The following is a 26,991-nucleotide window of genomic DNA, read 5'->3' on the forward strand; positions in this document are numbered from 1 at the left end:
GATTCCCATACCCCGTACTCCCGCAGTAGTCAAGTGCCCTCTACATTCATCAGCAGGAGGCAAAAATCAACAATCTGCTTAAACACCGCATTTTACAAAACAACTTCATTTAAAATATTGGCACGAAAATTGCAAATATTCAAAATATAAAAAATTAGTTAAAATGAAAGGAGGACAAGAGCGACTTAAATGATTACTTGGAAACGCTTCCAAGTAATTTGTCAATAAAAAGTTTCTATATATAAGGAGAGTTGATACATGGAGAATACTTCTCTTAAGCGCTCACTAGGCCTGTGGGCGATTGTCGGGTTGGGATTAGGTTATATGACGCCTACGATTGTGTTCGATACGTTTGGAATTGTATCAAATGAAACAAACGGGGTTGTCCCGCTTGCCTATGTTACTGCTTTAATTGTTATGCTGTTTACTGCGATTAGCTATGGAAAAATGGTATCAGTTTTTCCAAGTGCCGGGTCAGCTTATACCTACACCAGGGAGACCATGAATCCCTATCTTGGATTCCTGGTTGGATGGTCAGCGTTACTAGATTATATCCTGTTGCCGATGGTAAATGCATTAATCATTCGAATTTATATGGTATCAATATTTCCGCAAGTCCCTGCGTGGGTCTGGGTTGTCAGTTATGTTGCGGTCGTCACGGGCTTAAATGTTTGGAGTATGGGCAAAACCTCTAATTTAAATTCCTTACTTGTCATTTTTGAATTTGTGTTAATAGCCGCCTTTATTGTTCTCGCCTTTGTTCAGTTTTCGCATGGTATGGGGAGGGGAACCCTTCTAACCGCGGCACCAATTTTTCATTCTAACATCCATTTTGGTGCTATTTTGACAGGAGCAACCGTCGTTTGCTTTTCATTTATTGGTTTTGATGCTGTTACGATGTATGCGGAGGAAGCAATTGATAAAAAAATAATGACAAAAGCGATTATGCTTACTGTTTTTATTGGTGGAGCGATATTTTTTGTTGCGGGTTATTTCGCTCAAGCATTATTTCCAGACGTTTCTCATTTTAAAAACACGGATGATACCCTGCCTGAGATCGGCTTGTATGTAGGCGGAGCCATCTTTAAACTGATTTTCATTTCTGGTGCCTTAGCGGCAACCATTGCTTCCGGGCTCGCATCTCATTCAAGCGTATCACGGCTTTTGTATGTTATGGGGCGAAACGGTGTCCTTCCAAAAAAGCTGTTCGGCTATGTCCATCCAAAATTCCAGACACCTGCTTTCAATGTTATTCTTGTTGGGGTTATCTCACTTCTGGCCATTACACCAAGCCTCGAGCTAGTTTCGTCCTTTATTAACTTTGGAGCGCTGATTGCTTTCACATTCGTAAATTTATCTGTTATTGCTCATTTTGTATTTCGTCATAAACGATTTAAAACGGCAAAAGATATTTTCTCCTACCTGATTATGCCGTTACTAGGGGCAGGATCAACAGGAATTCTCTGGTCCAACCTGCAAAAAGATGCCCTTATAGGAGGAATCATTTGGGCGGTTATTGGACTGGCATATCTGCTAGTCCAAATCAAATTCTTTAAAATCAAAACTGCGGATATTGATTTTGACGATAAAGAACAACCATCTGCATTATAAAGGGAGTAGGAAGGGCCTTTTAAGGGGGGCACTTCCTTTTTTCTTTTGTGGAGAGCCTATTATGCAAAATAGCATAATAGAGTCATTTTTTCATAAGATGGATCTTTTTTAAAACGAGAAACCAATTAGAATCAGCTGTTTTTTAGTTGGCACGGAACTTGCAATTTGTATTCATAACATTAGAAAAATGAGGTGTTTTGTAAAATGTCCATTCATTCAATCAATCAGAAAAAGGATGAGGTGCAGCTGGAAAAGGATAATTCCTTGGCTGAGTTTCAGGAAACATTGAAGGAAGCCGTTGAGATTATGAACTATCCTTCACAGGTGTATGAATTTTTAAAGAAACCAATGCGTTTTTTGGAAGTGAGTATTCCAGTAAAAATGGATAATGGACAAGTGGAAATTTTCGAAGGCTACCGTGCTCAGCATAATGATGCAGCAGGTCCGACGAAAGGAGGCATCCGTTTCCACCCTGATGTCACGCCGGAAGAAGTAAAAGCGTTGGCGGGCTGGATGAGCCTCAAGTGTGGCATCACCGAACTGCCCTATGGGGGAGCAAAAGGCGGGATTATCTGCGATCCAAGAAAAATGAGTTTTGATGAATTGGAACGATTAAGCCGCGGATATGTCAGAGCGGTCAGCCAAATTGTCGGCCCAACAAAGGATATACCGGCACCGGATATGTACACGAATTCGCAAATTATGGCGTGGATGCTTGATGAATATGATCATATCCGCGAATTTGACTCTCCAAGTTTTATCACAGGTAAACCGGTTGCTCTTGGAGGTTCAAAGGGCAGGGAAACAGCAACATCCAAAGGCGTATTATATACGCTGCAAATGGTGTGTGAACAGCGAAAATTGCCGCTAAAAGATACACGAGTCATTATTCAGGGATTCGGGAATGTCGGCAGCTACCTGGCGCAGTATCTGTATGAGCTGGGAGCGAAGGTTATTGGAATTAGCGATGTGCTTGGCGGCCTCTATGATGAAAATGGCCTGGACGTCCCCTATCTTATGGAAAGCAGGGATTCATTCGGAATCATCTCAAACCGTTTCCAAAATGCCATTTCCAACAGCGAATTATTGGAAAAAGAATGCGACATTTTAATTCCGGCAGCGATTTCTGGTGTGATCAATAAACATAATGCGGCGAAAATCAACTGTCAGATCGTGATTGAAGCAGCCAATGGACCGACGACTAAAGAGGCTATCAACTTATTGGCTGAACGTAAAATCCTCCTTGTCCCCGACATCCTTGCCAATGCCGGAGGCGTAGTGGTCTCTTATTTTGAATGGTGCCAAAACAATCAAGGATATTATTGGACAGAAGAGGAGGTTGATGCCCGCTTAAAAGAAAAAATGGCTTCAAGCTTCTCCAATGTATATACAACCGCAAAAAAATATGGAGTAAATATGAAAATAGCTGCTTATATTATGGGAATTCAAAAACTGGCAGAAACTTCAAGATTGCGAGGCTGGTTGAAATATTAATGATGATGAGGAGGAATTTAAATGAAGCTTGATATTTTATCTGAACAAAAAGAACAGCAGCTGTTGCATTATTTTTGTCTTATTTCTGATCATCACCGTTACGATTTTACCATTGGGTATTCAGAGTATTTTTTCGGAAAAGCAATGGTCACTTCGCTGCAGTCAGGACAAATGGTGCTGCTTTGCCAGGATGATATCGATTTGGAAATTCATTGGGCTGACAAATTGGGAATCGAAACCGAAGATATTTCGGAATTACAAGAGTTCTTCCGTCTTGTACTGCAAACGCGGCCGTTTCATGAAGAATATGAATAATCTGGAGGAGTGTTGCTCATGTTTTTTGGTGTAATTCTAAGCCCGTGCTTCGGAAAGATAGAAAAAATTGCCGTCAATAATGCCGATCGGATTTATGAGTGGGAAGAACTACTTACGATCAAATCGGATGCGGGGGCGGTTGAAATCGTCCAAACCGATGTCAGCGGGAAAATAGAATCCTTAGAAGTGCAGGAAGGGGATAACGTCATTCCCGGCATGGTTTTGGCCTATGTTAAGGAAGATTTGTTTAACACGGGAAGCGATTAATGGGAAATGTATCGCAATGAATAAGGGAAATGAAGAAAAGAAGATGATCTGCCTCAAGCAGCATCTTCTTTTTTAAGTGAATTATATTTAAAAAATTCAGAATAAAGTGGTAGTATAAAATTGATACGAAAAGGGGGATAGTTATGTTTTCCGTAACTAAAGAAAAAGTTAAGCCGATCATTTCCGTCACGATCGAGGCAGAAGAAGCTTTAAGGCCAATATTGAACAATTTCAAGGAACCCATTCTATTCCTTAAAAAGGAAGATCAATTATTTGCCTATGTACAAATAAATAACTCCTTAATCGAAAAACTGGAACAGAATGACTATTCTAGGGATTTTTTAATTCAGCATGCCCATTCAATCGAGAGCATCTGTTTTTTAACCGAGCATATCTCTCTGCCGATTCTATTCCAGATTATTGGCGGACCATTCGCCATCATCACTGGGGAGGATGGCAGGCCTTCTGGATATCTTCTTAGGGAAGATGTCCTCGCAGAACTTTTTATACAGGGAAATAAAAGTGTTGATTTACTTCGGATTCTTCTCTCCTCGATACCGATGGGGATATTTGTTATTGATAAAGAAAAAAAGATTATCAATTGCAATGAAGCAGGACTAAAAATGATTAAATCCAGCACGGATAAAGTGCTGAATTTCCCTGGCGAAAGTATATTTAGCGGCGAGCATATTCAAAACGTATTTGCGAATGGCAAGACCATTCTCAATCATTTGGAATTTAAGAATGGGATGGGGGTGCTTGTGGATTATAGTCCTATCCGTAGTCTTGATGATCAAGTGGAAGGAATTATTATTGTTGTCCAGGACTTGCCAATGGTAGAAGAAATGGCCTTGGAAATTGAATATATTAAAGACCTAAATAACGACTTGAATGCGATATTGTCCAGCATCTATGATGAAATTCTCGTGGTCAGTGCCAAGGGAGAATTGCTTCGTTTTAGTGAAAACATTATTCAGGATTTTTGGCAGATTGATTTAAAAGAACTGATTGGCAAAAATATTTTGGAGCTTGAGGACCAAGGCTTGTTTACGCCGTCTGTTACAAGGCAGGTGATTGAAAAAAAGAAAAAGGTGTCTGTTGTCCAGGAAACAAGAACGGGAAGAAAGATCCTGGCTGTCGGTAATCCCATCTTTAATGAAGAAAACCAACTGGAACGGATTATTATCGCCTCGCGTGACATAACCGAGACAACACGTTTGAAGACAGAGTTGCAGGAAGCAAGGAAAATATCGGAGCAATATAAGAAAGAATTGGATGACTTTAGAAGTAAGGACGCTTTTATAAAAAAATTGATTTACTGCAGCCCGAAGATGGAAAAGATTATGAATCAGGTCCAGAAAATTGCCGATTTTTCATCCACCGTCTTACTTAACGGAGAGTCCGGGGTAGGGAAGGAAGTGATTGCTCAGGCCATTCATCAATTAGGAAAACGCTCACAACAGCCATTCTTGAAATTAAATTGCGGTGCCATCCCTGAAAGTTTGCTGGAAAGTGAATTGTTTGGCTACGCGAAGGGTTCGTTTACCGGTGCCGATAAAAATGGCAAAGATGGTTATTTCAAACAAGCGGATGGCGGGATTTTATTCCTGGATGAAATTGGTGAGATGCCGATGCATTTGCAGGTAAAGCTTTTAAGAGTTCTCCAGGAGCAGGAGGTTATTCCTGTCGGCAGCACAACTCCTATTAAAGTGAATGTGCAAATTATCGCCGCCACAAATAAAAATTTGGCCAAGATGGTTGGGGAAGGATCGTTCCGTGAGGATTTATTTTATCGCTTAAATGTGATTCCGATTCGCATTCCGCCACTACGGGAACGGATAGAAGACATTTCACTATTGGCATTTCACTTCCTGCAGCAGCTGAATGAAAAATATGAACGCAATTATCATCTAACCCCCGATGCTGTAAATGTCCTTGAATTTTATTCATGGCCGGGTAATGTTAGAGAACTGCAAAATATCATTGAGAGATTGGTAGTGTCTTCCGATCACTCGGCGATTGACGCCGAATTTGTCAGCCAATTTTTATCCATGGGATATGAACTTAAAAAGATGCGGCCGGTTGTGACCCGTGTGATGCCGTTGCAGGATGCCATCGATTATGTGGAAGAACAGCTGATCGTTATGGCCATGAACCAATATAAAACGACAACAAAGGCGGCTAAGGCCTTAGGAATCAGCCAATCCTCCGTCAGCAGGAAATATCAAAAAATCCAAAACGAGAAAAACCTGAAAGTCGAAAACTTATCCTCCTATTAATAAAAAGCTGTTCCAGATGAACTGTTATCTGGAACAGCTTTTTTGTATTGGAGCAGCCCTATGCATGCAGAGATAGGTTTATGCAAGATGGCATAGCTTTTTCGGAAAAACAAATGGAAACATCGTAGTTTACAAGGATATATTTTTGGCACGCTTCTTGCATCATTACTAAATGAGGTATTTCAAAGGAGGGAATGGATAATGGTAGTCAAACAAAAAGTAACTGACCTTAAAATGTATATTGATGGAGAGTGGCGCGATGCGGAAGATCAGGCAACACGCCCCGTTGTGAATCCAGCAAATGGGGAAGTGATTGCTTATGCCCCGGAAGGTACAGTAGCAGATGCCCGGGCAGCAATCTATGCAGCACGCAAAGCATTTGAAGGTGGTGTATGGTCCGGTCTTTCCGCACAAGAACGAGCCTCCTATTTATTGAAAATTGCCGACAAAATTGATAAATATGCGGATGAATTAACAGAGCTTGAAACAATGGACAACGGAAAGTCACTCAGGGAAGCAGGCTTTGATGTAGCCGATGCGGCTGCGTGTTTCCGCTATTATGCAGGATTGATTACCAAGCCGGATGGTCAAACCTATCATGTAGCCGACCCGATGCAGGCCATGGTCGTCCGGGAACCGGTGGGTGTCTGCGGCCTGATTGTGCCTTGGAACTTCCCTCTGTTAATGAGCGTCTGGAAGCTGGCGCCTGCACTCGCCGCTGGGAACACAGTCGTCTTCAAGCCATCCGAGGTAACGCCTGTTACTCCGAAGAAACTGTTTGAAATTTTTGAAGAAGTGGGCTTGCCAAAAGGCGCTGCCAATATGGTCATGGGAGCAGGTCCAGTTGTTGGTAACGAAATTGCCTCACATCCGGAAGTGGATATGGTGTCATTTACAGGCGGAACGAAAACAGGCAAGCACATTATGAAAACTGCGGCTGATACTATGAAAAAGGTATCGCTGGAATTGGGCGGCAAATCACCGAATATTATTTTTGCTGATGCCGATTTTGAAACCGCTGTTGATTATGCCTTGTTTGGCATCTACGCCGGTTCCGGCCAGGTTTGTTCCGCTGGTTCAAGAATTCTTGTAGAAGAAGGCATGTATGATCAATTTGTCACCCGCTTCGTTGAAAGAGCCAAGCAAATCAAAGTAGGACCGGGCAATGACCCGGCCACCGAAATGGGGCCGCTTGTAAGCCAGCAGCATTTGGAAAAAGTTCTTTATTATATTGATCTCGGGAAGCAGGAGGGGGCTACTATTGCCTGCGGCGGTAGCCGCATTGTCAAGGATGGTCTGGATAAAGGATACTTTGTTGAACCAACTGTGTTTGTCGATGTGAAGCAGGATATGAGAATCGTCCAGGAAGAAATTTTTGGCCCTGTTGTCTGCATCCAGAAGTTTAAGGATGAAGAAGAAGCTGTGAAACTTGCCAATGGTACACTTTACGGGCTGGCCGGCGGCGTATTCACAAAGGATGGTGCCAAAGGTTTGCGTTTTATTAAAAAGCTTCGCGCCGGGATTACCTGGGTGAACTCGTATCATCCAACCTATAATGAAGCACCGTGGGGCGGTTATAAGCAAAGTGGTATTGGCCGCAGCCTTGGAACATTTGGCTTGGAGGAATTCCAGGAAATTAAACAGATTAATATCAATTTACAGGTAGAGCCAACTGGCTGGTTTTCAAATTAAAAAATAGTAAATAAAAAGGAGACAATCAAAATGAGTATTGATTTAACACAAAATAAAAAGAATGAGCAAAAGAAGAGTGTGACCGAATACATTAACAAGGTTTTAAGCTTAATAGAAAAAGAGGAAATTACGGCAGAGGATGCTGCCTGGATTACCAAGGAAACGGTTGACGGCTTCCGTGAGAACGTAAATCCGGGATTCTTATCCTATCGCAAAACTGTTACAAAGGATGGTCAATTTGCAGCGGTTGAATGGTCCGATAGTGGCACCTGCTTTAAAGATGTAAACGGCAAAGAATATATTGATTGTTTAGGAGGCTTCGGGATTTATAACGTCGGCCACCGCCATCCAAAGGTAGTAAAGGCTGTAACTGATCAGTTAAAGCACCAGGCTCTTCACAGCCAGGATTTGCTTGACCCATTAAGGGCGATGCTTGCAAAGATTTTAGCTGACATCACGCCTGGAGATTTGAAATATGCTTTTTTCACGAACAGCGGTACGGAAAGTGTGGAAGCAGCCTTGAAGCTTGCAAAAATGTACAGTGAGCGGACAACATTTATTTCGACTACCCGTGCGTTCCACGGAAAAAGCCTTGGCTCGTTGTCGGGAACGGCGAAGGGAATGTTCCGCAAACCATTCCTGCCACTCATTCCGGGCTTCCGCCATGTGCCATTTGGCGATATTGAGATGATGCGCAAAACGTTTGAAACCTGTGCCCTTGTGGGTGAAGATGTTGCTGCTGTTATTCTTGAGCCAATTCAAGGAGAGGGAGGAATTATCCTTCCGCCGAACAATTATTTAAAAGAAGTGCGTGATCTTTGTGATCAATTCGGCGCCTTGCTGATTTTTGATGAAGTGCAAACTGGGATGGGCCGTACTGGAAAAATGTTTGCAGCTGAATTGTATGATGTCGTTCCGGATATCCTCTGCCTCGCAAAAGCATTTGGCGGCGGTGTGATGCCGGCAGGTGCTGTTGTAGCGAAGGAAGAAGTATTTAAGAGTTGGTTTCCGAATCCGTTTATGCATACGACCACTTTCGGCGGCAATCCGCTGGCCTGCGCTGCAGCGATCGCCACAATCGGTATCTTAATAGAAGAAAATCTACCGGAACGGGCCGCTGTAGTTGGTGAATATTTCCTTAATGAGTTGAAAGAGGCTGCAAAGGAACACGAAGATAAAGTTCAGGAAATCCGCGGCAAAGGCTTAATGATTGGCATTGAATTCCATGAGGATGAACTTGGCTATGAGGTGTCAAAAGGGATGTTCGACCGCGGCATTCTTGTAGCAGGGACACTGATTAATTCAAAAACAATCCGCATTGAGCCTGCGCTGAACATCAGTTATGAAGAGGTTGATAAAGTAGTTAGCACTTTTAAAGAAGTATTGGAACATGTGAAAGCTTAAGGTCATCTTTCGATATTGCTTTTTACTATTAAATGGAATTTGAAATAAAATTAAAGAGCCTAAAATATGCAAGTTTTTTAAATGCTTGCGTATTTTGGCTCTTTTACATTTATGAAAGAAACTACCGATTTATTTAGGATTTTATATTGCCAAATACAATTACGAGATTTTACACCTTCCACTTTTACGAGAAGGTGTCTTTTGGTTTTTAAAACAATTCATAGTTTTTCTTTTCGATATTTTTCAGCAGGAGTAATCTGAACGTTTACATTCTTCAGGGGGAGTTTTACCCAAATAGCAGTTAAAATCGCAGAACATTTAGTATTTATTGACAGCCTACTTTTGCTGACATAAAGCTATTTGTAATGGGATTTTGCTAAAAATTGTATAATTTTTAGCAATAAAATAATCATTATACAATGTTTATTTTCAAGCAATGTTGCGATTTAGGATGTTATTTTTATGTCGTTTTTTGTAAAATATTTGTATTATTTTGGAATATGAGGTGCTATAATTTTCTTGTCTAAGGGGGACGATGAAAATGAAGAAACTAGTTGTATTATTAAGCTCTTTTTTGATACTTACATTAGTATTAGCTGGCTGTGGAACTGTTAAACCAGACTACACAACTAAACAGTTTGAAACCGCTCTGAATAAAGGAGATAACATGGAGGGAAAGACTGTATCAGTTGAAGTAAGCAAGATTGTACCTAATAGTGCTTTTGGCTACAATATTGAAGCTGGTAAACATTTGAATTTCGTATCAACTGATAATCCTAATGTTAAAAAAGGGGATAAAGTAATACTGAAGGTCAAGCAAGTGAAAAGCGTACTTGGCTCATTTATCATTACATACGAAAAGTAATAATTTGAACAAAGAAATGTTTAAAAAACAAAATGCATTTCGTTCATCTTTTTACGAAAAGGTCTACTACGTGATACGGATACAATATGGTCAAAAAGACACAGATATTTCTGTGTCTTCTCTTTACTATTTAAAACTATAAAATGTTTGTTGAAACGAGTGCTATTTTCTTTCTTTTTTTTAAATCTCCCCATCAAAAGAACCCGTTATAGTTCCTTTTTAAAATGAATGTACTTGAATATAGTATTATCTTAAAAATTTTATATTAAAACCCTGAAAATTGAAAACTATTTAATACTTGGGTAGCGATGCTTTTTTCGTGTTATGGGACTCAGTCTCCCACTCAAGTAAAGCGATAATGGGGCGGGGGACTGACCCCCATAGCCCCACAGCCCGTATCAGAATTCAATTAATTCATTCAATCATATTAAATTGCATTGGTGGTCTTATCATGACAATTGCAGAAGTTCATGGAAAGCTTTCTTCTTATGAGCACATGGAAGATTTGCTGACCTCAGATGTATTTTCTACTTTCAAGTACCTTGATGTAGGCAACGGACTCATTCCATTTTTGAAAAAGGCAACAAGATTTATGGACAATGCACCGCCTGATTTTCTTGAAGATATTGTGGAAGCGGATTATGTTTTTTGGCCAAGAACGACCTATCTAAACAGAGAACCTGATGTCCTAATCATCCTAACAAAAAAAGATAAATCCACAATATCTATAGTAATTGAAGCAAAATACCATTCTGGAAAAAGTAATGCATTTCGAGGAGAAGGTTCTATTGATAAAGAAAATAAACCATTGGATCATTTAGATGGGGACCAACTCGCCGAATTATTTAAGGAAATTCAGGATGGAAAAATTTTTATCGGTGATCCCTTGTTAAGAAGTAAATACATTCAGTCGGAAGGGAACAGATATCTGTTTTTCTTAACGGCCCATTATGCTTCCCCAAGACACGACATCGAGGAAACTTTTAAAGTATTAGAGAAAAAACAGTACTTTAATCAAAATTCTCATCATTTCTATTGGATTAATTGGATGAGCATCATTGTTGTAATAGACGAAGTAAATTCAAGAGAAACCTGGCAAAATGCTCCCACAATGAGATATTTGCTAACAGATTTGAAGGCATTGATGGAAAGGAAGGGCTTGGTACCATTTTATGGATTCACCAAACCAGAAAGAAAAATTTTAGCACAGAAATATTATTTCTGGGAAGAACCTGTAAAGCGAGAAGAACTCCTTTTTTGCGGATTGAAGCAAGTAAGCTTAAAAATCTCGAAAACTATTTTTGGATGGAGGAATAATGGATGGCAATCGGAAAAGATATTAAAGAAATATATGACATGATGAAAACTATCTGCCAAGAAACCAGCAAATTAATGATTGTGATTAATGACATGATGGGGAACAAGAGTTTAAAGCGGTTAGCGGTGGTAGCGTTATGTGGGATCGTTCAGCACATTTTCGCTATCAGGATTATTGGCTACCATACTTTTTACAGAGAGTGTTTGCTAAGGGTCAAAATCAGAATAAGGGGATAGGGATCAATATTTTATTTGATGGAAGTATGAATGGTTTAGAGAATACTATTCCATTTTTAACATGTGGGCTTTTGGAATCCAAGAACCATAAATTGGGTAAAAGTAATGATCTATATAATTCAGGATGGACAGATGACAAAGAAGATGAAAAAACGATAGATGGAAAGATTTGTAGAACTGTTTTTGCAGACACTGGAGTTTCCACAATAACTTACTTCCTCCCAATTGATATTTTAAACAACCAAGAAAAAGTCAATCAATACATAATCAAACCTCTCATGTGTCTCTATAACGGGATGCTTGATGAAGCTCAAAATATGATTACGGATGTGGCGATTGGGTTGGAGGAAATTGTAGGGCAAGGTGTTTAGTGGATTTTTAAAATCTTCAGCGAATCAGTTTTATGAAAGGGTTTAGGTGACATTTATGAAGAAACAAATTACACAAAAACAATTTATAAATTCATATCGCTCTGCTGGACTTTGGTTTGTTGCCCTTTTTATGGAATCTTTCTTATTAAGAATTGATGAACTGTGCGATCCCAATAAAAAAACAAAATTAATTGAGGAACTTTATAATAACGGTCAAGCTTTTGATAAAGATGAAGGAGGTACAAGAACTAGGGTCAATTGTCTGTTCCGAATCATCGAATCTGGTAGAATAGTAGAAGCATTGGAGACAGCTGCCGTTTCTGAAAGACTAAGAAGGGATTTTCCAGATGCTGCAAATAAAGCGGAAAATTTGCTAAAGAGAATCAAATCAGGTGAATTCAACATACCAGAATAACAAGTTTATGAGGTCTTTTCCCCACTTGAGTAAAGCTTTAATCCGTCGGGGCTTGACCCCAATAGCAACAATATTATATGCTCCCAATAAAGTAAGCAGATATATTAAGAATCCATCTGTATACTTTATTAGGAGCATTCTAAGAACACTGTCCTTCCTATAATAACAAATCAAATAATTTGTCTTTTTGCGGTGACTGACGCCAAACAAAATACGAATGATTGAAAAATACTTTCAAATCATGTTAATGAATGCTTAATAATATAAACTAAATAAAAATTGAAAAGCAGGGGGGACTATCTTGCCTATAGAAGTTGGAATTTGGAAAGTAAATGATGAAATAAAAAAGGTATCATTTTCTTCTATTGAATCAGAAAAAAAGTTAGAAGATATCTTGGTGAAAGATATATCTATTATTTCAGAAGACCTTTTACTAATTGGAAGACAAATCCAAACTGATTACGGAAAGTATATTGACATGTTAGCGATGGATGAGGATGGGAATCTTTCTATAATTGAACTAAAGAAAAATCGAACTCCTAGAGATGTGGTAGCTCAGGCATTGGACTATGCCTCATGGGTACAGAATTTGTCATATGATCAAATATTAAAAATATATGAAGAGAAAAATAATGTCCCTTTAGAGAAAGCATTTGCTGACAAATTTGAAAATGCTCTACCAGAGAAACTAAATGATTCACACCAAATTATGATTGTATCTTCACAACTAGATGGTGAAACAGAAAGATTAATCAATTATCTATCAATTAATTTTGATGTACCAATAAATGCTGTGTTTTTTCGCTATTTTAAAGAAGGTGACCATCAATTTATCACTAGAAGTTGGTTAATTGACCCAAATATTGTTGAAGAGAAGTCTAGTAATACAAAGGTTGTAAGTAAGAAAGAAAAGTGGAACAATCAAGATTTTGTTGTTAATTTTGAAGAAAACCAAAATAGAAATTGGCAAGATGCTATCGAATATGGGTTTGTTTCTGCAGGGAATGGCCGCTGGTACAGCAAAACTTTAGAACAATTATTTGTAGGTGCGAGGGTTTTCTGTATGATTCCTAAGAGTGGCTATGTGGCAATTGGAACAGTAGTTGAAACTGCAAAACCAATTAAAGATGTTATGTTTACTATTGAAGGTGAAGAAAAAAATATAGCAGAATTACAGATGGTAGCACCTAATATGCTTCATGATTTAGATGATCTTGAAAAATGTGAGCATGTTGTAAAAGTTGAGTGGATTAAATACGTTCCAAAAGAGCAAGCATACTGGGAAAAAGGTTTAAAAGCAAATCAAAATAGTGCATATAAATTGAGAAGTCAATATACAATTGACAAGGTTTCTAAGTTTTTTGGAATTGAACAAGACAATAATAGAGACAATTCTAAATAAGGTTTGAGAAGCATGAATCTAGCACTTAACGAATGTATAATCATGAAAAATTAAAGTAGGCAATTTTCAACTGGGATGTGAGGGAGGATCTATTTTAAGGGAACATCGGGGTCCCCCACTCCTTACATTCGGGTTAGTGAGCTTTAAGCATCTTAACAACTTTTTAATTGTTCATCAGTTCTTGAAAAGTGAATAAAAAAGCGCCAGGATTCCTTTAAGGATTGTTCCTGGCGCTCTTTTATAGAGTACAGCATTAAAAACTATTAAATCTGATTTATTTTAAACTCCCTGTCCGTTGCAGGTACTTTGGCCGTTTCCTTGTCCAGAGCCTTGTCCGCTACCCATACCGTTTGCTTGGCCTTGGCCGTTGGTTCTCGGTGCTTGAACCCGAATGCTTTTAATTGTTTTTTTATCAGTATCGTAATAAATCATCATCGTGCTGCCAACCGCTACTTGATCCAATGTCGTATTCATTGTGGCCATTCCGTCTTGTCCATATGTCATCATTTGTATCGTAACATTATTAGGAACAGTGATGGTTTGCGTCTGACCGGTATATTGTCTTTGTCTCATCATACCGCCCCCTCTAGGAGCACCATTCCCAGTGCCATTTTGTGCAGTTTGTCCATTTTGAGAGTTTTGACCGCTTTGTCCACTTTGGCCATTTTGTCTATTTATTCCATATTGACCTTTTTGCCCATTCCGTCGACCCATATTTTGCGGAACTTTCATCAGCTTTAAGGTAACAGTATTTTCATTAACTGTGGAAACCTCCCCAAATACGTCAGGCTTTTGAAAAGCATTTCCATTACCATTTCCATTGCTGCTATTTCCGCCGGATGCAGAAGCTTGATTTGAATTTCCTGAATTTGAGCAACCTGCGATAACGAAAATCATTAAAGCTGAGATAAAAACTGCAAGTAATTGTTTCTTTTTCATATTCTATCTCCTCATTATTTTTGCTTTAACCTTTCATTACTGAAACTATTATTGGGGATAATTTTTAATTTTACCTTAAGAATTTAATAGAAATAATTAAAAAATCTAGAATTAAAGTTATCACCAAGTGCGTGCATTGCTTGATAACTTTGGAAAAAAATGTTGATAGGACGGGGACTGTAAAACGATGTAACTCTCAAAAAGTTAGAGGGAAAATGAATCACACTAACTCATATGTACTTATTTTAGAAGTAGGATAGGTAATTCAAAGTTTCTATATATATTTAATCAGGTCAATTATAGTATATGGTGAAAAGTATGATATCGATTATTCGAATGATCCAAATTGGGATCATAGTGGAGAAACATACGCCACTGGAGAGAGATTTAATCCAGATGATTATGATAAATTAGGTTATTTATTGGATGAATACAATGGAGAAAAAGAACCATCTTTTATGAGCGGATGTGGATTTTTCCATAACTGCTACAAAAAAGAGTTTGAAGAGATAACAAGAGAGTTCATATGGTCTGTTGTTGGAGAAGTAGTAAAATCGGTGTATTTAGACGATCATAGGTTCCGAGAGTGCTCCCACATCATCGCAAGAAGTGACATAGGGTGTTTGGGTGAGGATGAAGAAGTCATTGACGATATGGTTAGATATTTATCACAAATTCGGGAGTTAGATGATTATATAGTTTGGGAAGTTGAATATGAATTACAGGACCTTGTAAGAGATATGCCTGTTAAGAAACTTTATGAAGAAGGATCAGAATGGTTTTTAGATGAAAGTGACAAGGAATATTTAGAAATGGAAAAGAAATGTACTCAATTACTAGATAAGATCAAATCGATGGATGGGATAAAGATTATAACTGTAGTCACGGACTCCTTTCCGCAAGTATTTGAATTAGAAGACGATGAATTAACATCACCTTTTATCGTAAACGGTCGAGGCCATTACTCACAGTTAAGAAATTTAATAAAAACGGGTATGAAAACTGGTGGAGGAATGACAATCAGACAAATAACTCCATTGAAAATAGCAGATGAGGGTGAACTTTTCCATATCAGCAAAATTTTCGGAGTTAGATTGATGCATAACTCATGGGAAGGAATTAGTTCAGTAGAAATGGAAGAAGCACATTGTACAGATGCTGAAACTGGAAAACGCCTTCCTAAAGAAAAATATGTTTCCTTTACTTCTTTTCAATAAAATTTAGACCCGTAGTATCGATTTAAAGCCAGGGGGTCAGTCCCCCACTCAAGTAAAGTGTTAATGGGGCGGGGGACTGCCCCCATAGTTTCAGGGATATCGGCCCCTGACACCATAAAAGGAGGACATTTCTACATATTTGTCTTTATGTGGTGTCAGGTACTTAGGTCAATTGCTGGGTTCGTTTCCCAGGCGGTCCCGCCAAATTACGAAATAATGATATCAAGTTGCTAAGGTTATTAGCAGCTTTTTTGTTGTAAATTGGAATTACATGTTAATTATAATCTGCAGTAAAATACCGAGATTCTTTTTTTGTGCAAATAACATGTGAAGAGTGTTTGTATGGTTTAGTAGGCCCATTAAAGATAAATTGCATTAGTCAATGGTATGATATAATGAAGTGAGAAAACAGACCACAAGGCGGTGAAAGGTTTGAGTGTAGATCGCGAAGAATTAAAGCGAATGATTGATCAAATTCCTGAACAAGATGCTCTTGAGGTGTATGATTTTATCGAATACTTAAATATAAAACGGGAAAAAGAAGAACTTAATAAGATGGAAGTTGAACATCTTGCAAAAGATGAAGCACTTATACGTCAGGTTCAAAAAAGTCGTGAGGACCGCAGGAATGGACGGATATACTCCAAAGAACAAGGGCTTGAGTATCTTCGAAAAAGTTTCGAGGAGTCTTAAGTATGGAGAAGGAATATAATGTTTTTTGGTCACAAACTGCACTAAACGAATTGAGTAACATCCTTGCATACCCGGCAGATGTAAAGGAAAGAATTTATTTGGATTCGTATAATCGGTTATCTTTTGCGCCTACTCTTACAGCAAAAAAAATTCCTAATGGTATGTTGGAAGGTTACTGGGTCAGGCTTGGGCTTTTTATGGTTATGCTCGTATTTGAAGTTGATCAAGAAGCAGCTGTAGTTTGGATTGATGGCATAAAACATAAGCGGGAAAATGTTTATTGGAAAAATAAATAATATATACTCGGTTAAATAATACAAACGACATTTTTATATCTAGCATGGACATGTAGATGTCAGTGCCTGACACCGTAAAAGCATCGAATAGATAAGACAAGATTCCATAAATATCTTGGCAGTATCTCTTCAGATGATTTTTTTTCAGTATTTAAGAAAATTACAGAAATAAATACTTAAACAATTAAAAAGTCATCTTCATAATGACTTTTTTCTATGCACCATGATTCTACCAGATAAGAGATGGGAAGGTCAACGAAGCTATCATGAAGTATCGTGAATAACAGCCATTAATGAAAGCGCTTTTTGCGGAACCACACCCAGGTCCGTTAAAAGAAGCCATGAAATTTTTGGGCCTACCTGTAGGGCATGTACGTGCCCCATTAATTGCTGAATCTTTAAATATGAATCCAACCTTTTTTACTTCCAGTAAAGATTGTTGCATATAGGGTACTAGATTATCAAGATCAACATCCTTCCATTGTAATACGAAGAAGATGTTGCTTTCTCCGCAAAAAAGGTTTTTACTTGCTCATTGTTCCAAGTTGGCATTTCGGCTTTTTAGTTTATTTCGTCTGTTCATTTTTTTTTCATATCTTTCTGTTATAGTAATGATTTGTATGAAAGGAGAAAAAAATGAAGAAAATTGCCCGTCATCATTTAGTTTTTTTTGTTATTTCTGTCGTGTTGTTCTGGATAAAAACATACATTGCATATCGTTTGAATTTTAAAATTACTGAAGACAACAATATGCAAAAATTTCTTTTTTTTATCAATCCTTTGAGTTCTGCTCTTTTCTTTTTGGGATTTGCCTTTCTTTCCAAAAAGTATTTTAGGGTTGTATTAATTGGAATCGGGTTCATCCTATCCTTTTGGTTGTATGCGAATATCGTTTATTATCGATTCTTCAACGATTTTATTACGGTTCCAGTTTTGCTCCAGTTAGGTTCCAATGGCGGACAATTGGGGACGAGTATCACAAGTTTAATGCATATTTACGATATTCTTTATTTTTCTGACACGATCATCATGATCGTCCTTGCTTTTACTCTGTACCGCCAGGTGATATTAAAATCGCATAGAATGTTTCAATTTTCGTTTGTTTTAGCGATCCTTGTCTTTTTGATAAATTTAGGACTTGCAGAGAATGATCGACCAAACCTATTGAGTCTCAATTTTGACCGGGGTTATTTGGTGAAATATTTGGGTGAATACAATTTTACCATCTATGATATCATTCAGAATATCGATATATCAGCTCAACATGCGTTTGCCTCCGGCGGCAATTTGACAACCGTTGAAAACTACCAAAATGCCAACTACACTCCTGCTAATCCAGCATACTTCGGGAAAGCCAAAGGTATGAACGTTATCTATGTTTCAATGGAGTCATTTTCAAATTTCATGATTGATTTGAAAATGCCTGACGGACAGCTTGTCACACCATTTTTGGATTCGTTGGCACATGATGGAAATACATTTTATTTCGATAATTTCTACCATCAAACCGGTCAAGGAAAAACTTCTGATGCCGAGTTCTTAATGGAAAACTCGCTTTACCCAATGCCGCAAGGCTCAGTGTTTATCAGTAAAGCGCAAAACACCTATCAAGCGACACCTGCAATTTTAGATCAACAAGGTTATCATTCAGCTGTTTTCCATGGGAACTACATGACGTTCTGGAATCGGAATGTGATGTATAAGGCATTGGGATATGAGCAGTTTTTTGATGCATCTTATTATGATTTGGTTGCACCGAACATCAAGAATTTCGGGATGAAAGATAAACCATTTTTCACAGAAAGCATGCCAATGCTGGAAAGCTTGAAACAGCCGTTTTATGCTAAATTTATTAGCTTGTCCAACCATTTTCCATTTGAAATGGACTCGGGAGATACCAATTTCCCGAAAGATAACACTGGTGACTGGGCGGTAGACCAATACATGCAATCTGCTCATTATATGGACGAAGGATTGCAACAATTCTTTACAGCTCTTAAAAAAGATGGGTTGTACGATAAGTCAGTGATTATTCTTTACGGAGACCATAATGGACTTTCTCAACAAAATGACCCTGCTTTGGCAAAAGTATTAGGCGTTCCCAAGATCACGCCCGTAATGGACGAGAAATTATTCCAGCAGGTGCCATTATTTATTCATGTCCCTGGTGTAAAAGGTGGCGTTCAGCACCAATTGGGCGGCGAAGTTGACGTTCGACCAACACTCTTACACCTACTTGGAGCCGATACAAAAAAATATATCGAATTTGGATCTGATTTATTATCTCCACAACATCGTGATTGGGTTGCCTTCCGAAACGGCGACTTTGTTTCATCCAATTTAATGCAAATTGGAGACAAATGCTATAATCCAACTACAGGTTCACTAGTTGCAGATCAAAGTGCATGCAATACGATCCACCAAAAGGTAAAAACAGAATTGCAAATGTCGGATTCGGTTGTCAACCAGGATCTGCTTCGGTTCTATACTCCGTCTGGTTTTAAGCCGGTCAATCCAAATGATTATCAATATTTAGGAGCGAAACAGAAAAAGTCGTCATCTTCTTAAACCAGAAAAGAACATTGGATTTCCAATGTTCTTTTTCAAACCACAGTCCTTGATACTGTGGCTTTTTTCATAAGTGAAGATGAATATTCTAAAGAGAAGTCCATTATATCCCTTTTTTTTACAAAAATAGATATAGAGTTAGGCTTTTTATATGAATCTTCTACATAAATGTTAAGAATATATTAAAATATGCGCAGTTTCGTCGTTTTTCACCAATTATGTATTAAAATAGATTAGTCCAAACAAATTTTACGTGAAAAAAGGTGACAACTGTTCATGAAAGGTAAAACATTAAAATATTCGGTAGCGGCTGCTTTTTTAACCTCTGCGATTCAAGCAACCCCTACATTTGCAAGTTCAATAGACTCACAAGTGGCACAGACAAAAGGGCAAATTTCCCAAACCCAAGGACAGATTTCTCAGACACAGGGGCAAATTTCGCAGACGCAATCCCAGTTGGATGACCTTCAAACCAAGATTATGAAAATGGACAACCAAATCAGCATAGAAATCGGCCAGAGCCAAAAAATCAGCAATCAAATTCAAAACCAACAAACACAAATCGAAAAAACGAAGGCGGATATTGCCAAGGATAAAAAAGATCTTGATGCTCGTAAACAGGTCTATGTCAATAGGCTACGAAGCTATCAATCTCAAGGTCAGCAACCTATTATCACCTATGCTGAGGTCTTGCTTTCATCTAAAAACCTGTCCGAGTTTTTAACTCGCTCGACTGCCGTATCGGAAATCTTACAAAGCGATTCGGACATCATGAATGAGTTGAATCAAAAAGAACAAACCTTGCAAAATGCAGAAAGCCAATTAAGCAGTGAATTGGACAGTTTGAACAAAAGTCAGGCTGATTTGGCTTCGGAACAGAAGCAGATTGAAGCGAATAAGCAAGAAGTGGAACAAGCTGCAGCACAAAACCAAAGCCTTTTACAGCAACAACAAAGCGCATTATCTCAACAACAAGGGCAACTTTCAAAACAACAGTCTCAATTGTCACAGCAACAGACACAGCAACAAGCTGAGCAATTGGCAGCACAACAGGCACAACAGCAGGCTTTATTAGCACAACAAAGAGCGCAACAACAAGCCCAAGCGCAACAACAGGCAATAGCGCAACAACAAGCTCAAGCCCAACAAAAGACGCAAGCGTCTTCGGGAAGTAGCCCAACATCCAGTTCGCCATCTTCATCAATTAGCGCTGGTTCATCAAGTACATCTGCTAGTGCAAATCAAGTCATTGCGTATGCAGAACAATTCTTGGGTGTTCCTTATGTTTGGGGTGGTACAAGCCCTAGCGGTTTTGACTGTTCAGGATTGATGCAATATGTATTTCTCCATAGTGCGGGTATCCATCTTCCAAGAGTAGCATCAGACCAACAAAATTACGGTAAAAGAGTTTCACCTTATGATGTTCAAGCAGGAGATTTAGTCTTTATGGGTGACCCCGCCTATCATGTAGGAATGTACATTGGTGGAGGGCAATGGATAGAAGCACCTGAAACGGGAGAAAACGTTAAAATTGCCAATTATAATCCAGCCCATTTCTCAAGTGCAGCAAGAATATTATGATATGATGGAGACCAAGTTGCATTAACTTCGGTCTTTTTTCATGTTTTGAGTTCATCACAAAAAGGATTACTCGTCAGGAGAAAGGGATACATTAACAGGCTCATTTGCTTTTTAGAATGGTTTCTTCCTTAGTACCAAACCAATTGTGGTGTTGTTTGTAATTTTTTTTAGAAATGTCAAAATCCTCACCGATATTTAGGTGAGGATGACTTTGCACTAAGCTATTTTACATATTCATAAAGCGTTGTTGAACCGTTCCTAAATCCCATTCGGCCTAGTCCCTGGTTCGAATTTGTTTGGGAGCCCTGCCACTTGGATGCAGGTACGATGATACAATTATTTTTGATCCAATTCGCCACATCTGATTGCTGATTGCCAAATGATCTTCCTTGCAGAAGGAAATAACGGATCTGCCCTTCATTTACCAGGTTTTGCAATTTTTCAACCGAAATGGCCGAATCACTACCCATAAATCCTCCCATTGCCATGACAGGAAGACCTGTATCAAGAATAATCGGCGCTGCTGACGTAGCGTTTAACGTTGCTACCAGGTATGTTCCTTTTTGATAATTTGCCATTAAATAGTTTTCCAGGTTTGGGTTGGATGTTGTCCCGTCTCGTCCATGCTGTTTCTGCAGCTCTGGACCGGCAAACGGTTTGGTCACTGACCCGCCAAATTCAATCGGCGTCATCGCCCATGCAGTTGGAGCCACAAGTAAAGAAAGAACACAAGTCAGCAATACAAGGACGGAAATCCCCCGATTACCCGTAGCATTTATTTTTTTGACATACACCAAACAAATCAACGTAATCAATCCAAGAACTCCAATTGTAAACGAAAGCGGATCACGCAATGTCGGGTATTTCCATACGACCGAAAGTTGAAAGACAACGGTGCACACCAAGGCAAGCGGTAAAAACAATCTTCCTTTATTTTCTTTTGCACACCATTGCTGCCACATCTGTTTAAAACCTGCTCCCGAAAGCGCTGCAATGCCTGGAGCCAGCATTACCATGTAGTAACTGCTGAAGCGCTTGGCAATACTGAAAAAGACAAACATGGTCAACACCCAGACAGTCCAGAAAACAATCGTTTGGCGCTTGCGGTCAAGAGGTGCCCGAAAACGTGTACCCCACAAGAGGGCAATGATACTGATGAAAGCTCCCGGCAAAAGCCAGCTCAGTTGGCCATCTAATTCAGTCGTTGTAAACAACCTGAAAATGCCCGGATTCCCTGTTTGTCCAAATCCTGCAAAAAAGTTCCCTGCGTTCCAAGAATTGTTTCTCATAAATGGAGGGGTGCTGTTGTTTATCGGTTTTCCCGTTGTGAAAGAGCCACTGCTCTCTCTATAGCGCTGTGTTCCACTTATTCCGTTGCTGTTACCAGATCGTTGGCCTTGCTGCGCCCCCATGTGGAAATCACCTTGCTGTCCGCGCTGCTGGCCAACAAGCCGATTGATCCCGTTGTACCCAATAGCCAGCGTCACCTCCGAATTATTTTGCGTACTCCCGACAAACGGACGCTCGTTTGCAGGCACCGAATCAACGATCACCGACCAAGATAACGAAACAACCATCAGAACGATAGATGCGATTAGTAAATGAACCAGTTTTTTCGTCCAAGGTATATGTGGGGTAAGCAAATAAAAGAGATAAAAGGCCGGCAGTACAAGGAACGCCTCCATCATCTTAATGTTAAACCCAATCCCGACGATAAAGAACGCAAGCACCAACCATCTTAAATGATGCTGCCCGACAGCTTTGCTTAGGGACCAGGTAGCAATTAAGGTAACGAACATGAGCATACTATCAACTTCATTCGTTCGGTCAGCTGCTACAACAATTGGAGTAAGGGCCAAAAACAAAGCAGCCAGGAGGCCGGCACCACGTCCAAACACTCGGGACACAAGATGGTACAGTAGTGCGACCGCTAATACACCTGCCAACGCCTGAGGAAAAAATAAACTCCACCCCTTAAATCCAAAAATATACGCACTTAACGTTTGAAACCAAAAACCCATCGGCGGTTTATCGATGGTGATAAAACCTTTCGGATCAAAAGAATTGAAGAAAAAGTTGTGCCAACTCTCGAGCATGCTTTTCACAGCTGCAGAATAATAAGTATTACCGATTCCCTCCTGTCCCAGCTTATAAAAATTAAGAATGACAGATAAGAATAGAATGGCTGCTAACACAAGATAATGCCACTTGAATTTTGATTTTACAGCGATCATGTAATCTCTGAACCCCTTTGTTTAAAAATCGTCAATAATTTAAACATACGCAAGGTATATTAATGGACTATGAACTAAATATGAACGAAATGTGAATTTTAGGTTCAATTTTCAGGTTGTTTTTAACACATTGATGGTCTTGTTCCGATTATTAAAGGATTTACATGGATTTATACTGTTCCTGATACAAAATGTTATTATGATAACCTATCTTGTTTTTGGGATGAAAAATAATCGAGCAATCCAAGGTAAACTCCTTGAGCCACTTGGTCACGGTAAGCAGAGGTTTCTACAATCGAATCATCTTGTTTATTTGAAAGGTAGCCGAGTTCAATCAGTGTACATGGTCGTGAATTGTTTCGTAAAACGTCCAGGTCATCGAATTTTGTTCCATCATTGTTTAATCCCGTTGTTTTAACAATCTTATTTAAAAGATCAGTGGCTAAAGCGGAATCCTTTGAATTTTGATAATAAAAATCAGTTACCCCATTTATGGATGGGGCATTAAAACAATTGTAATGAAAACTTATGAAAGCATCAGCATGATTTTTATTTGAGAGTCCTGCCCGTTGTTCTAAGGGAATAAAAGTATCGTTAGTCCGAGTCATAATCACATTGGCTCCTGCTTTTTCAAGCTTTTGTTCAACAACTTGAGCTGTAGCAAGGGTCAATGTTTTTTCATATGTTCCAACAATGCTTGTTGTCCCAACATCATTCCCTCCATGACCAGGGTCCAGCACGATGGTTTTCCCTTTAAGAGACTCTAGATTATTTTGAATAGACTCATTTGATGTTGTGGATCCGCTGACAGGTTGTGTTTTATGGTTGGTTGCAGTTTCTATAGAGATATAATTTGTGTTAATCCACCCCATCTCACCAGAAGAAGTTTCAACTTTCGCCCAACCAGATTGTTCCTCATTGATCGTTATTTTTGTTCCAGCATTTAATATTCCTATTACTGAGCTAGATAAACTGGGTTGTTTCCGAACATTTAAACCATTAACTTCTACCATTGCTTTTATTGTGTTAGTTGCAGTCATTCGTTTGGGAGTTTTAATTTGAGATTTAATCTTAGCTTGTTTTGCGTCAACATTGATCCTCCATCCAGTTTGACTGTTTATTACTTTAATTTGATATTTTTGAGAAATAATGATGAGGAATGGTAATACAAAAACAATCACAAGTATCTTAATTAGTTTTCCATATTTCATTTGTATGCATTGTAACCTCCATATTTTTTAACTGTAGAACTAATATGGACAAATCCTTATCAGAATATAATCACTATTGAAACCTTGGTATGAAACCTTGGGACGGTTCTAATGTTTCAAGGTAAAAATGAAACAAGAGAACCGTCCCCTTTTTTGGGAATTAGACAAGTACTGCCAACCATATGATATAGTGATCGGTTCCATCACTTTATGGAAGGGGGAAGTCTATGTTAACCGCATCTCATTGGATTTTCTTAATTGTGGTGATTTTGGTCATTATAGGGATGGCAATGCGGCGAGGTGTCATACCGCTTTGTATTTTGGGGACCTTTCTTATGGGTTGGGTGTTCACTAAGGATGTCGTCAAAGGAATTCAGGTTGTGTATAACGCCAACCTACAAAGTGCGTCAGAATTGTTAGGGATTATCATTATTATAGGACTTATGATTGCATTACTGAGATTACTTGAACAAATTGGAGCCGATCAGCTCGTGTTAAAACCATTCCGAAATTTATTTAAAGGTCCAGGTAGTGCCTTTTGGGGAACGGGTTTGATAAAAGGGATCATCTCTGCTTTTGTCTGGCCAACACCAGCCACAATGATGGTTGGCCCCATGATGATTCCCATTGCTCTACGTGCTGGATTGCCGATTATTGGTGTCGCCATGGCAATGAACCTTTTCGGACACGGAATCGCGTTATCAGGAGATTTCATCATTCAAGGTGCTCCGAAGCTCACAAGCTCCGCAGCCGGAGTGGGGATTATGGATCTGATTAAAGCAAGTATCCCGTTGGTAATCGTTACTGGATTAGTTAGTCTTATTCTTTCTTATTGGTTTTTACGGCGGGATATGAAAAAGGGATTGATTGTAAATGATCAATTAGTGGAAGAAAAAAGTCAGACCGAGTTTAGTTTTGCCTCTAAGTTTGCGGCTATTGTCGTTCCTCTTGCTTTCCTTATTTCTATTATTCTAACCATCACCTTATCCCTTAGGGGAGGAGATGCAAGTGCTCTTATTGGTGGTGTAAGCTTACTCCTCTTCACTATTATTGCTCTCATTGAACATGGTAGAAGAGCCTATGAAGTCGTAATGAAGAATCTCCAGGAAGGTTTCATTTTCTCTATCAAAATTTTCGCTCCTGTTATTCCAATAGCTGGATTCTTCTTTATGGGATCACCCGATGTTTCACCGCTGATTCTAGGGAAAGGTGCACCAGGTTATTTGTTTGATCTTGGAAATGCCCTAGCCCATCATGTTCCTTTATCAGCTATCCCTGTTGCCATTATTGTTGTTCTAGTAGGAATTATTGCTGGCCTTGATGGATCTGGATTCTCTGGTCTCGTACTGGTAGGTACATTAGCTCAAGCACTCGGCCATCCTATCGGTGCGAATATTGCCGTACTGGCTGCATTGGGTCAAATGGGCTCTGTTTGGAGCGGTGGTGGAACTTTGGTTCCGTGGGGAGTTCTTGATATTGCCGGTGTCACGGGAGTGGATCCAGAGGCACTGACGAGGCGGAATTTCCTTCCTGTTATCGTCGGTTTAGCTGCTGCAACGATCGTGGCCGTTATTATGATGTAAGGATGAAACGAGGATAACCCAAAAGGTGGATACAAAAGTGAGTCCCCAATGGTGAAGTGGCTCTACAATTTATCATCCATTTAGGGGGTATCGATTGGTAAAAAGCTACAGATGTTCGTGCATCTGTAGCTCTTTCTTTTTATATTTTTTCTGACTAGTGAGTCAGTCCCCCACTCAAGTAAAGCGTTAATGGGGCGGGGGACTGACCCCATAGTTATTTAAAAAAGTGCCAGGATTTTGTTCCTGGCACGCTTTAATAGAATACAGCTTTTAAAAAATAGTAAATCTGACTTATTTTAAACTCCCTGTCCGTTACCGGTACTTTGGCCGTTTCCTTGTCCAGAGCCTTGTCCGCTGCCCATACCGTTTCCTTGGCCTTGGCCATTGGTTCTCGGTGCTTGAACCCGAATGCTTTTAATTGTTTTCTTATCAGTATTGTAATAAATCATCATCGTGCTGCCAACCGCTACTTGATCCAATGTCGTATTCATTGTGGACATTCCGTCTTGTCCATATGTCATCAATTGTATCGTAACATTATTAGGAACAGTAATGGTTTGCGTCTGACCGGTATATTGTTTTTGTCTCATCATTCCGCCCCCTCTAGGAGTACCGTTCCCTGTGCCATTTTGAGCAGTTTGACCATTTTGAGTGTTTTGACCGCTTTGCCCACCTTGGCCGTTTTGTCTATTTCTTCCATATTGACCGTTTTGCCCATTCCGTCGACCCATATTTTGCGGAACTTTCATCAGCTTTAAGGTAACGGTATTTCCATTAACTGTGGAAACCTCCCCGAATACGTCCGGCTTTTGAAAAGCATTTCCATTACCATTACCATTGCTGCTATTTCCATTACCGCCGGATGCAGAAGCTTGATTTGAATTTCCTGAATTTGAGCAACCTGCGATAACGAAAATCATTAAGGCTGAGATAAAAACTGCAAGTAATTGTTTCTTTTTCATATTCTATCTCCTCGTTATTTTTGCTTTAACCTTTGATT

At 39.2% G+C, this 26,991-nt stretch carries 23 protein-coding genes; 19 read left to right on the top strand and 4 right to left on the bottom strand.

Annotated features, from left to right (window positions below; all coding sequences use genetic code 11):
- Positions 1 to 258: 258 nt before the first annotated feature.
- The 12 genes from RCG17_RS23795 (at position 259) to RCG17_RS23850 (ending at position 13,669) form a co-directional block, all read left to right on the top strand.
- Positions 259 to 1,611: an APC family permease gene (locus tag RCG17_RS23795; RefSeq protein ID WP_308172500.1), complete on the top strand. Its 1,353-nt coding sequence runs from the start codon at positions 259 to 261 to the stop codon at positions 1,609 to 1,611.
- Positions 1,612 to 1,815: 204 nt separating this feature from the next.
- Positions 1,816 to 3,105, top strand: coding sequence for a Glu/Leu/Phe/Val family dehydrogenase (locus RCG17_RS23800; protein ID WP_308172501.1), 1,290 nt, complete (start codon positions 1,816 to 1,818; stop codon positions 3,103 to 3,105).
- 21 nt (positions 3,106 to 3,126) lie between these two features.
- On the top strand, positions 3,127 to 3,420 hold the full coding sequence (locus RCG17_RS23805) for an SAV0927 family protein (protein WP_308172502.1): 294 nt from the start codon (positions 3,127 to 3,129) through the stop codon (positions 3,418 to 3,420).
- Between the two features lie 18 nt (positions 3,421 to 3,438).
- Positions 3,439 to 3,687, top strand: coding sequence for a biotin/lipoyl-containing protein (locus RCG17_RS23810; RefSeq protein ID WP_308172503.1), 249 nt, complete (start codon positions 3,439 to 3,441; stop codon positions 3,685 to 3,687).
- A 143-nt stretch (positions 3,688 to 3,830) separates the two neighbouring features.
- Positions 3,831 to 5,966 (top strand): sigma 54-interacting transcriptional regulator, encoded by a 2,136-nt coding sequence (locus tag RCG17_RS23815; protein WP_308172504.1) that lies wholly within the window; start codon positions 3,831 to 3,833, stop codon positions 5,964 to 5,966.
- Between the two features lie 201 nt (positions 5,967 to 6,167).
- A complete protein-coding gene (locus RCG17_RS23820) occupies positions 6,168 to 7,658 on the top strand; it encodes an aldehyde dehydrogenase family protein (RefSeq protein ID WP_308172505.1) in 1,491 nt (496 codons plus the stop codon).
- A 30-nt stretch (positions 7,659 to 7,688) separates the two neighbouring features.
- On the top strand, positions 7,689 to 9,062 hold the full coding sequence (locus RCG17_RS23825) for a putrescine aminotransferase (RefSeq protein WP_308172506.1): 1,374 nt from the start codon (positions 7,689 to 7,691) through the stop codon (positions 9,060 to 9,062).
- Between the two features lie 541 nt (positions 9,063 to 9,603).
- Entirely contained in the window at positions 9,604 to 9,927 is a 324-nt protein-coding gene (locus RCG17_RS23830; RefSeq protein WP_308172507.1) for a hypothetical protein, read from the top strand.
- 451 nt (positions 9,928 to 10,378) lie between these two features.
- Positions 10,379 to 11,287 carry a hypothetical protein gene (locus tag RCG17_RS23835; protein WP_308172508.1) on the top strand — a complete coding sequence of 303 codons (909 nt, stop codon included), beginning with the start codon at positions 10,379 to 10,381 and terminating at the stop codon, positions 11,285 to 11,287.
- 94 nt (positions 11,288 to 11,381) lie between these two features.
- Positions 11,382 to 11,852, top strand: coding sequence for a hypothetical protein (locus RCG17_RS23840; protein ID WP_308172509.1), 471 nt, complete (start codon positions 11,382 to 11,384; stop codon positions 11,850 to 11,852).
- 55 nt (positions 11,853 to 11,907) lie between these two features.
- On the top strand, positions 11,908 to 12,267 hold the full coding sequence (locus RCG17_RS23845) for a hypothetical protein (protein ID WP_308172510.1): 360 nt from the start codon (positions 11,908 to 11,910) through the stop codon (positions 12,265 to 12,267).
- Positions 12,268 to 12,568: 301 nt separating this feature from the next.
- The gene (locus RCG17_RS23850; RefSeq protein ID WP_308172511.1) at positions 12,569 to 13,669 is read left to right on the top strand and encodes an endonuclease NucS domain-containing protein; all 1,101 of its coding nucleotides are present in this window, start codon (positions 12,569 to 12,571) and stop codon (positions 13,667 to 13,669) included.
- A 279-nt stretch (positions 13,670 to 13,948) separates the two neighbouring features.
- Here RCG17_RS23850 and RCG17_RS23855 read toward each other — a convergent pair whose 3' ends face one another.
- A complete protein-coding gene (locus RCG17_RS23855; RefSeq protein WP_308172512.1) occupies positions 13,949 to 14,608 on the bottom strand; it encodes a hypothetical protein in 660 nt (219 codons plus the stop codon).
- A 422-nt stretch (positions 14,609 to 15,030) separates the two neighbouring features.
- Here RCG17_RS23855 and RCG17_RS23860 point away from each other — a divergent pair, with 422 nt between their 5' ends.
- From RCG17_RS23860 to RCG17_RS23885, 6 genes are all read left to right on the top strand, one after another.
- Positions 15,031 to 15,825 carry a hypothetical protein gene (locus RCG17_RS23860; RefSeq protein ID WP_308172513.1) on the top strand — a complete coding sequence of 265 codons (795 nt, stop codon included), beginning with the start codon at positions 15,031 to 15,033 and terminating at the stop codon, positions 15,823 to 15,825.
- 423 nt (positions 15,826 to 16,248) lie between these two features.
- The gene (locus RCG17_RS23865; RefSeq protein ID WP_308172514.1) at positions 16,249 to 16,518 is read left to right on the top strand and encodes a hypothetical protein; all 270 of its coding nucleotides are present in this window, start codon (positions 16,249 to 16,251) and stop codon (positions 16,516 to 16,518) included.
- Between the two features lie 2 nt (positions 16,519 to 16,520).
- Positions 16,521 to 16,814 carry a type II toxin-antitoxin system RelE family toxin gene (locus RCG17_RS23870; protein WP_308172515.1) on the top strand — a complete coding sequence of 98 codons (294 nt, stop codon included), beginning with the start codon at positions 16,521 to 16,523 and terminating at the stop codon, positions 16,812 to 16,814.
- 341 nt (positions 16,815 to 17,155) lie between these two features.
- Positions 17,156 to 17,263, top strand: a complete 108-nt coding sequence (locus RCG17_RS23875; protein WP_308175936.1) for a hypothetical protein — start codon at positions 17,156 to 17,158, stop codon at positions 17,261 to 17,263.
- 187 nt (positions 17,264 to 17,450) lie between these two features.
- Positions 17,451 to 19,382 carry an LTA synthase family protein gene (locus RCG17_RS23880; RefSeq protein WP_308172516.1) on the top strand — a complete coding sequence of 644 codons (1,932 nt, stop codon included), beginning with the start codon at positions 17,451 to 17,453 and terminating at the stop codon, positions 19,380 to 19,382.
- Between the two features lie 276 nt (positions 19,383 to 19,658).
- Entirely contained in the window at positions 19,659 to 20,963 is a 1,305-nt protein-coding gene (locus RCG17_RS23885) for a C40 family peptidase (protein ID WP_308172517.1), read from the top strand.
- A 221-nt stretch (positions 20,964 to 21,184) separates the two neighbouring features.
- Here RCG17_RS23885 and RCG17_RS23890 read toward each other — a convergent pair whose 3' ends face one another.
- Together RCG17_RS23890 and RCG17_RS23895 are read right to left on the bottom strand one after the other, a co-directional pair.
- Positions 21,185 to 23,197, bottom strand: coding sequence for a glycosyltransferase family 39 protein (locus RCG17_RS23890; protein WP_308172518.1), 2,013 nt, complete (start codon positions 23,195 to 23,197; stop codon positions 21,185 to 21,187).
- Between the two features lie 197 nt (positions 23,198 to 23,394).
- Positions 23,395 to 24,408, bottom strand: coding sequence for an N-acetylmuramoyl-L-alanine amidase family protein (locus RCG17_RS23895; RefSeq protein WP_308172519.1), 1,014 nt, complete (start codon positions 24,406 to 24,408; stop codon positions 23,395 to 23,397).
- A gap of 227 nt (positions 24,409 to 24,635) precedes the next feature.
- Between RCG17_RS23895 and RCG17_RS23900 the strand changes: the two genes are divergently transcribed.
- A complete protein-coding gene (locus RCG17_RS23900; RefSeq protein ID WP_308172520.1) occupies positions 24,636 to 25,991 on the top strand; it encodes a hypothetical protein in 1,356 nt (451 codons plus the stop codon).
- Between the two features lie 296 nt (positions 25,992 to 26,287).
- On the opposite strand, the gene RCG17_RS23905 is transcribed toward RCG17_RS23900, so the two are convergent.
- Positions 26,288 to 26,953: a hypothetical protein gene (locus RCG17_RS23905; protein ID WP_308172521.1), complete on the bottom strand. Its 666-nt coding sequence runs from the start codon at positions 26,951 to 26,953 to the stop codon at positions 26,288 to 26,290.
- Between the last annotated feature and the right edge of the window lie 38 nt (positions 26,954 to 26,991).

This window comes from Neobacillus sp. PS3-12 (genome assembly GCF_030915385.1).
Classification (GTDB): Bacteria; Bacillota; Bacilli; order Bacillales; family Cytobacillaceae; genus JAEVLT01.

Excerpts from the sequence above, each read along its gene's own strand:
- RCG17_RS23840 (WP_308172509.1), top strand. The coding sequence starts at position 11,382 with ATGTGGGATCGTTCAGCACATTTTCGCTATCAGGATTATTGGCTACCA.
- RCG17_RS23835 (WP_308172508.1), top strand. The coding sequence starts at position 10,379 with ATGACAATTGCAGAAGTTCATGGAAAGCTTTCTTCTTATGAGCACATG.
- RCG17_RS23885 (WP_308172517.1), top strand. The coding sequence starts at position 19,659 with ATGAAAGGTAAAACATTAAAATATTCGGTAGCGGCTGCTTTTTTAACC.
- RCG17_RS23800 (WP_308172501.1), top strand. The coding sequence starts at position 1,816 with ATGTCCATTCATTCAATCAATCAGAAAAAGGATGAGGTGCAGCTGGAA.
- RCG17_RS23880 (WP_308172516.1), top strand. The coding sequence starts at position 17,451 with ATGAAGAAAATTGCCCGTCATCATTTAGTTTTTTTTGTTATTTCTGTC.
- RCG17_RS23900 (WP_308172520.1), top strand. The coding sequence starts at position 24,636 with ATGTTAACCGCATCTCATTGGATTTTCTTAATTGTGGTGATTTTGGTC.
- RCG17_RS23830 (WP_308172507.1), top strand. The coding sequence starts at position 9,604 with ATGAAGAAACTAGTTGTATTATTAAGCTCTTTTTTGATACTTACATTA.
- RCG17_RS23905 (WP_308172521.1), bottom strand. The coding sequence starts at position 26,953 with ATGAAAAAGAAACAATTACTTGCAGTTTTTATCTCAGCCTTAATGATT.
- RCG17_RS23895 (WP_308172519.1), bottom strand. The coding sequence starts at position 24,408 with ATGAAATATGGAAAACTAATTAAGATACTTGTGATTGTTTTTGTATTA.
- RCG17_RS23810 (WP_308172503.1), top strand. The coding sequence starts at position 3,439 with ATGTTTTTTGGTGTAATTCTAAGCCCGTGCTTCGGAAAGATAGAAAAA.
- RCG17_RS23870 (WP_308172515.1), top strand. The coding sequence starts at position 16,521 with ATGGAGAAGGAATATAATGTTTTTTGGTCACAAACTGCACTAAACGAA.
- RCG17_RS23815 (WP_308172504.1), top strand. The coding sequence starts at position 3,831 with ATGTTTTCCGTAACTAAAGAAAAAGTTAAGCCGATCATTTCCGTCACG.
- RCG17_RS23890 (WP_308172518.1), bottom strand. The coding sequence starts at position 23,197 with ATGATCGCTGTAAAATCAAAATTCAAGTGGCATTATCTTGTGTTAGCA.
- RCG17_RS23820 (WP_308172505.1), top strand. The coding sequence starts at position 6,168 with ATGGTAGTCAAACAAAAAGTAACTGACCTTAAAATGTATATTGATGGA.
- RCG17_RS23875 (WP_308175936.1), top strand. The coding sequence starts at position 17,156 with ATGAAATTTTTGGGCCTACCTGTAGGGCATGTACGTGCCCCATTAATT.
- RCG17_RS23795 (WP_308172500.1), top strand. The coding sequence starts at position 259 with ATGGAGAATACTTCTCTTAAGCGCTCACTAGGCCTGTGGGCGATTGTC.
- RCG17_RS23855 (WP_308172512.1), bottom strand. The coding sequence starts at position 14,608 with ATGAAAAAGAAACAATTACTTGCAGTTTTTATCTCAGCTTTAATGATT.
- RCG17_RS23845 (WP_308172510.1), top strand. The coding sequence starts at position 11,908 with ATGAAGAAACAAATTACACAAAAACAATTTATAAATTCATATCGCTCT.
- RCG17_RS23805 (WP_308172502.1), top strand. The coding sequence starts at position 3,127 with ATGAAGCTTGATATTTTATCTGAACAAAAAGAACAGCAGCTGTTGCAT.
- RCG17_RS23825 (WP_308172506.1), top strand. The coding sequence starts at position 7,689 with ATGAGTATTGATTTAACACAAAATAAAAAGAATGAGCAAAAGAAGAGT.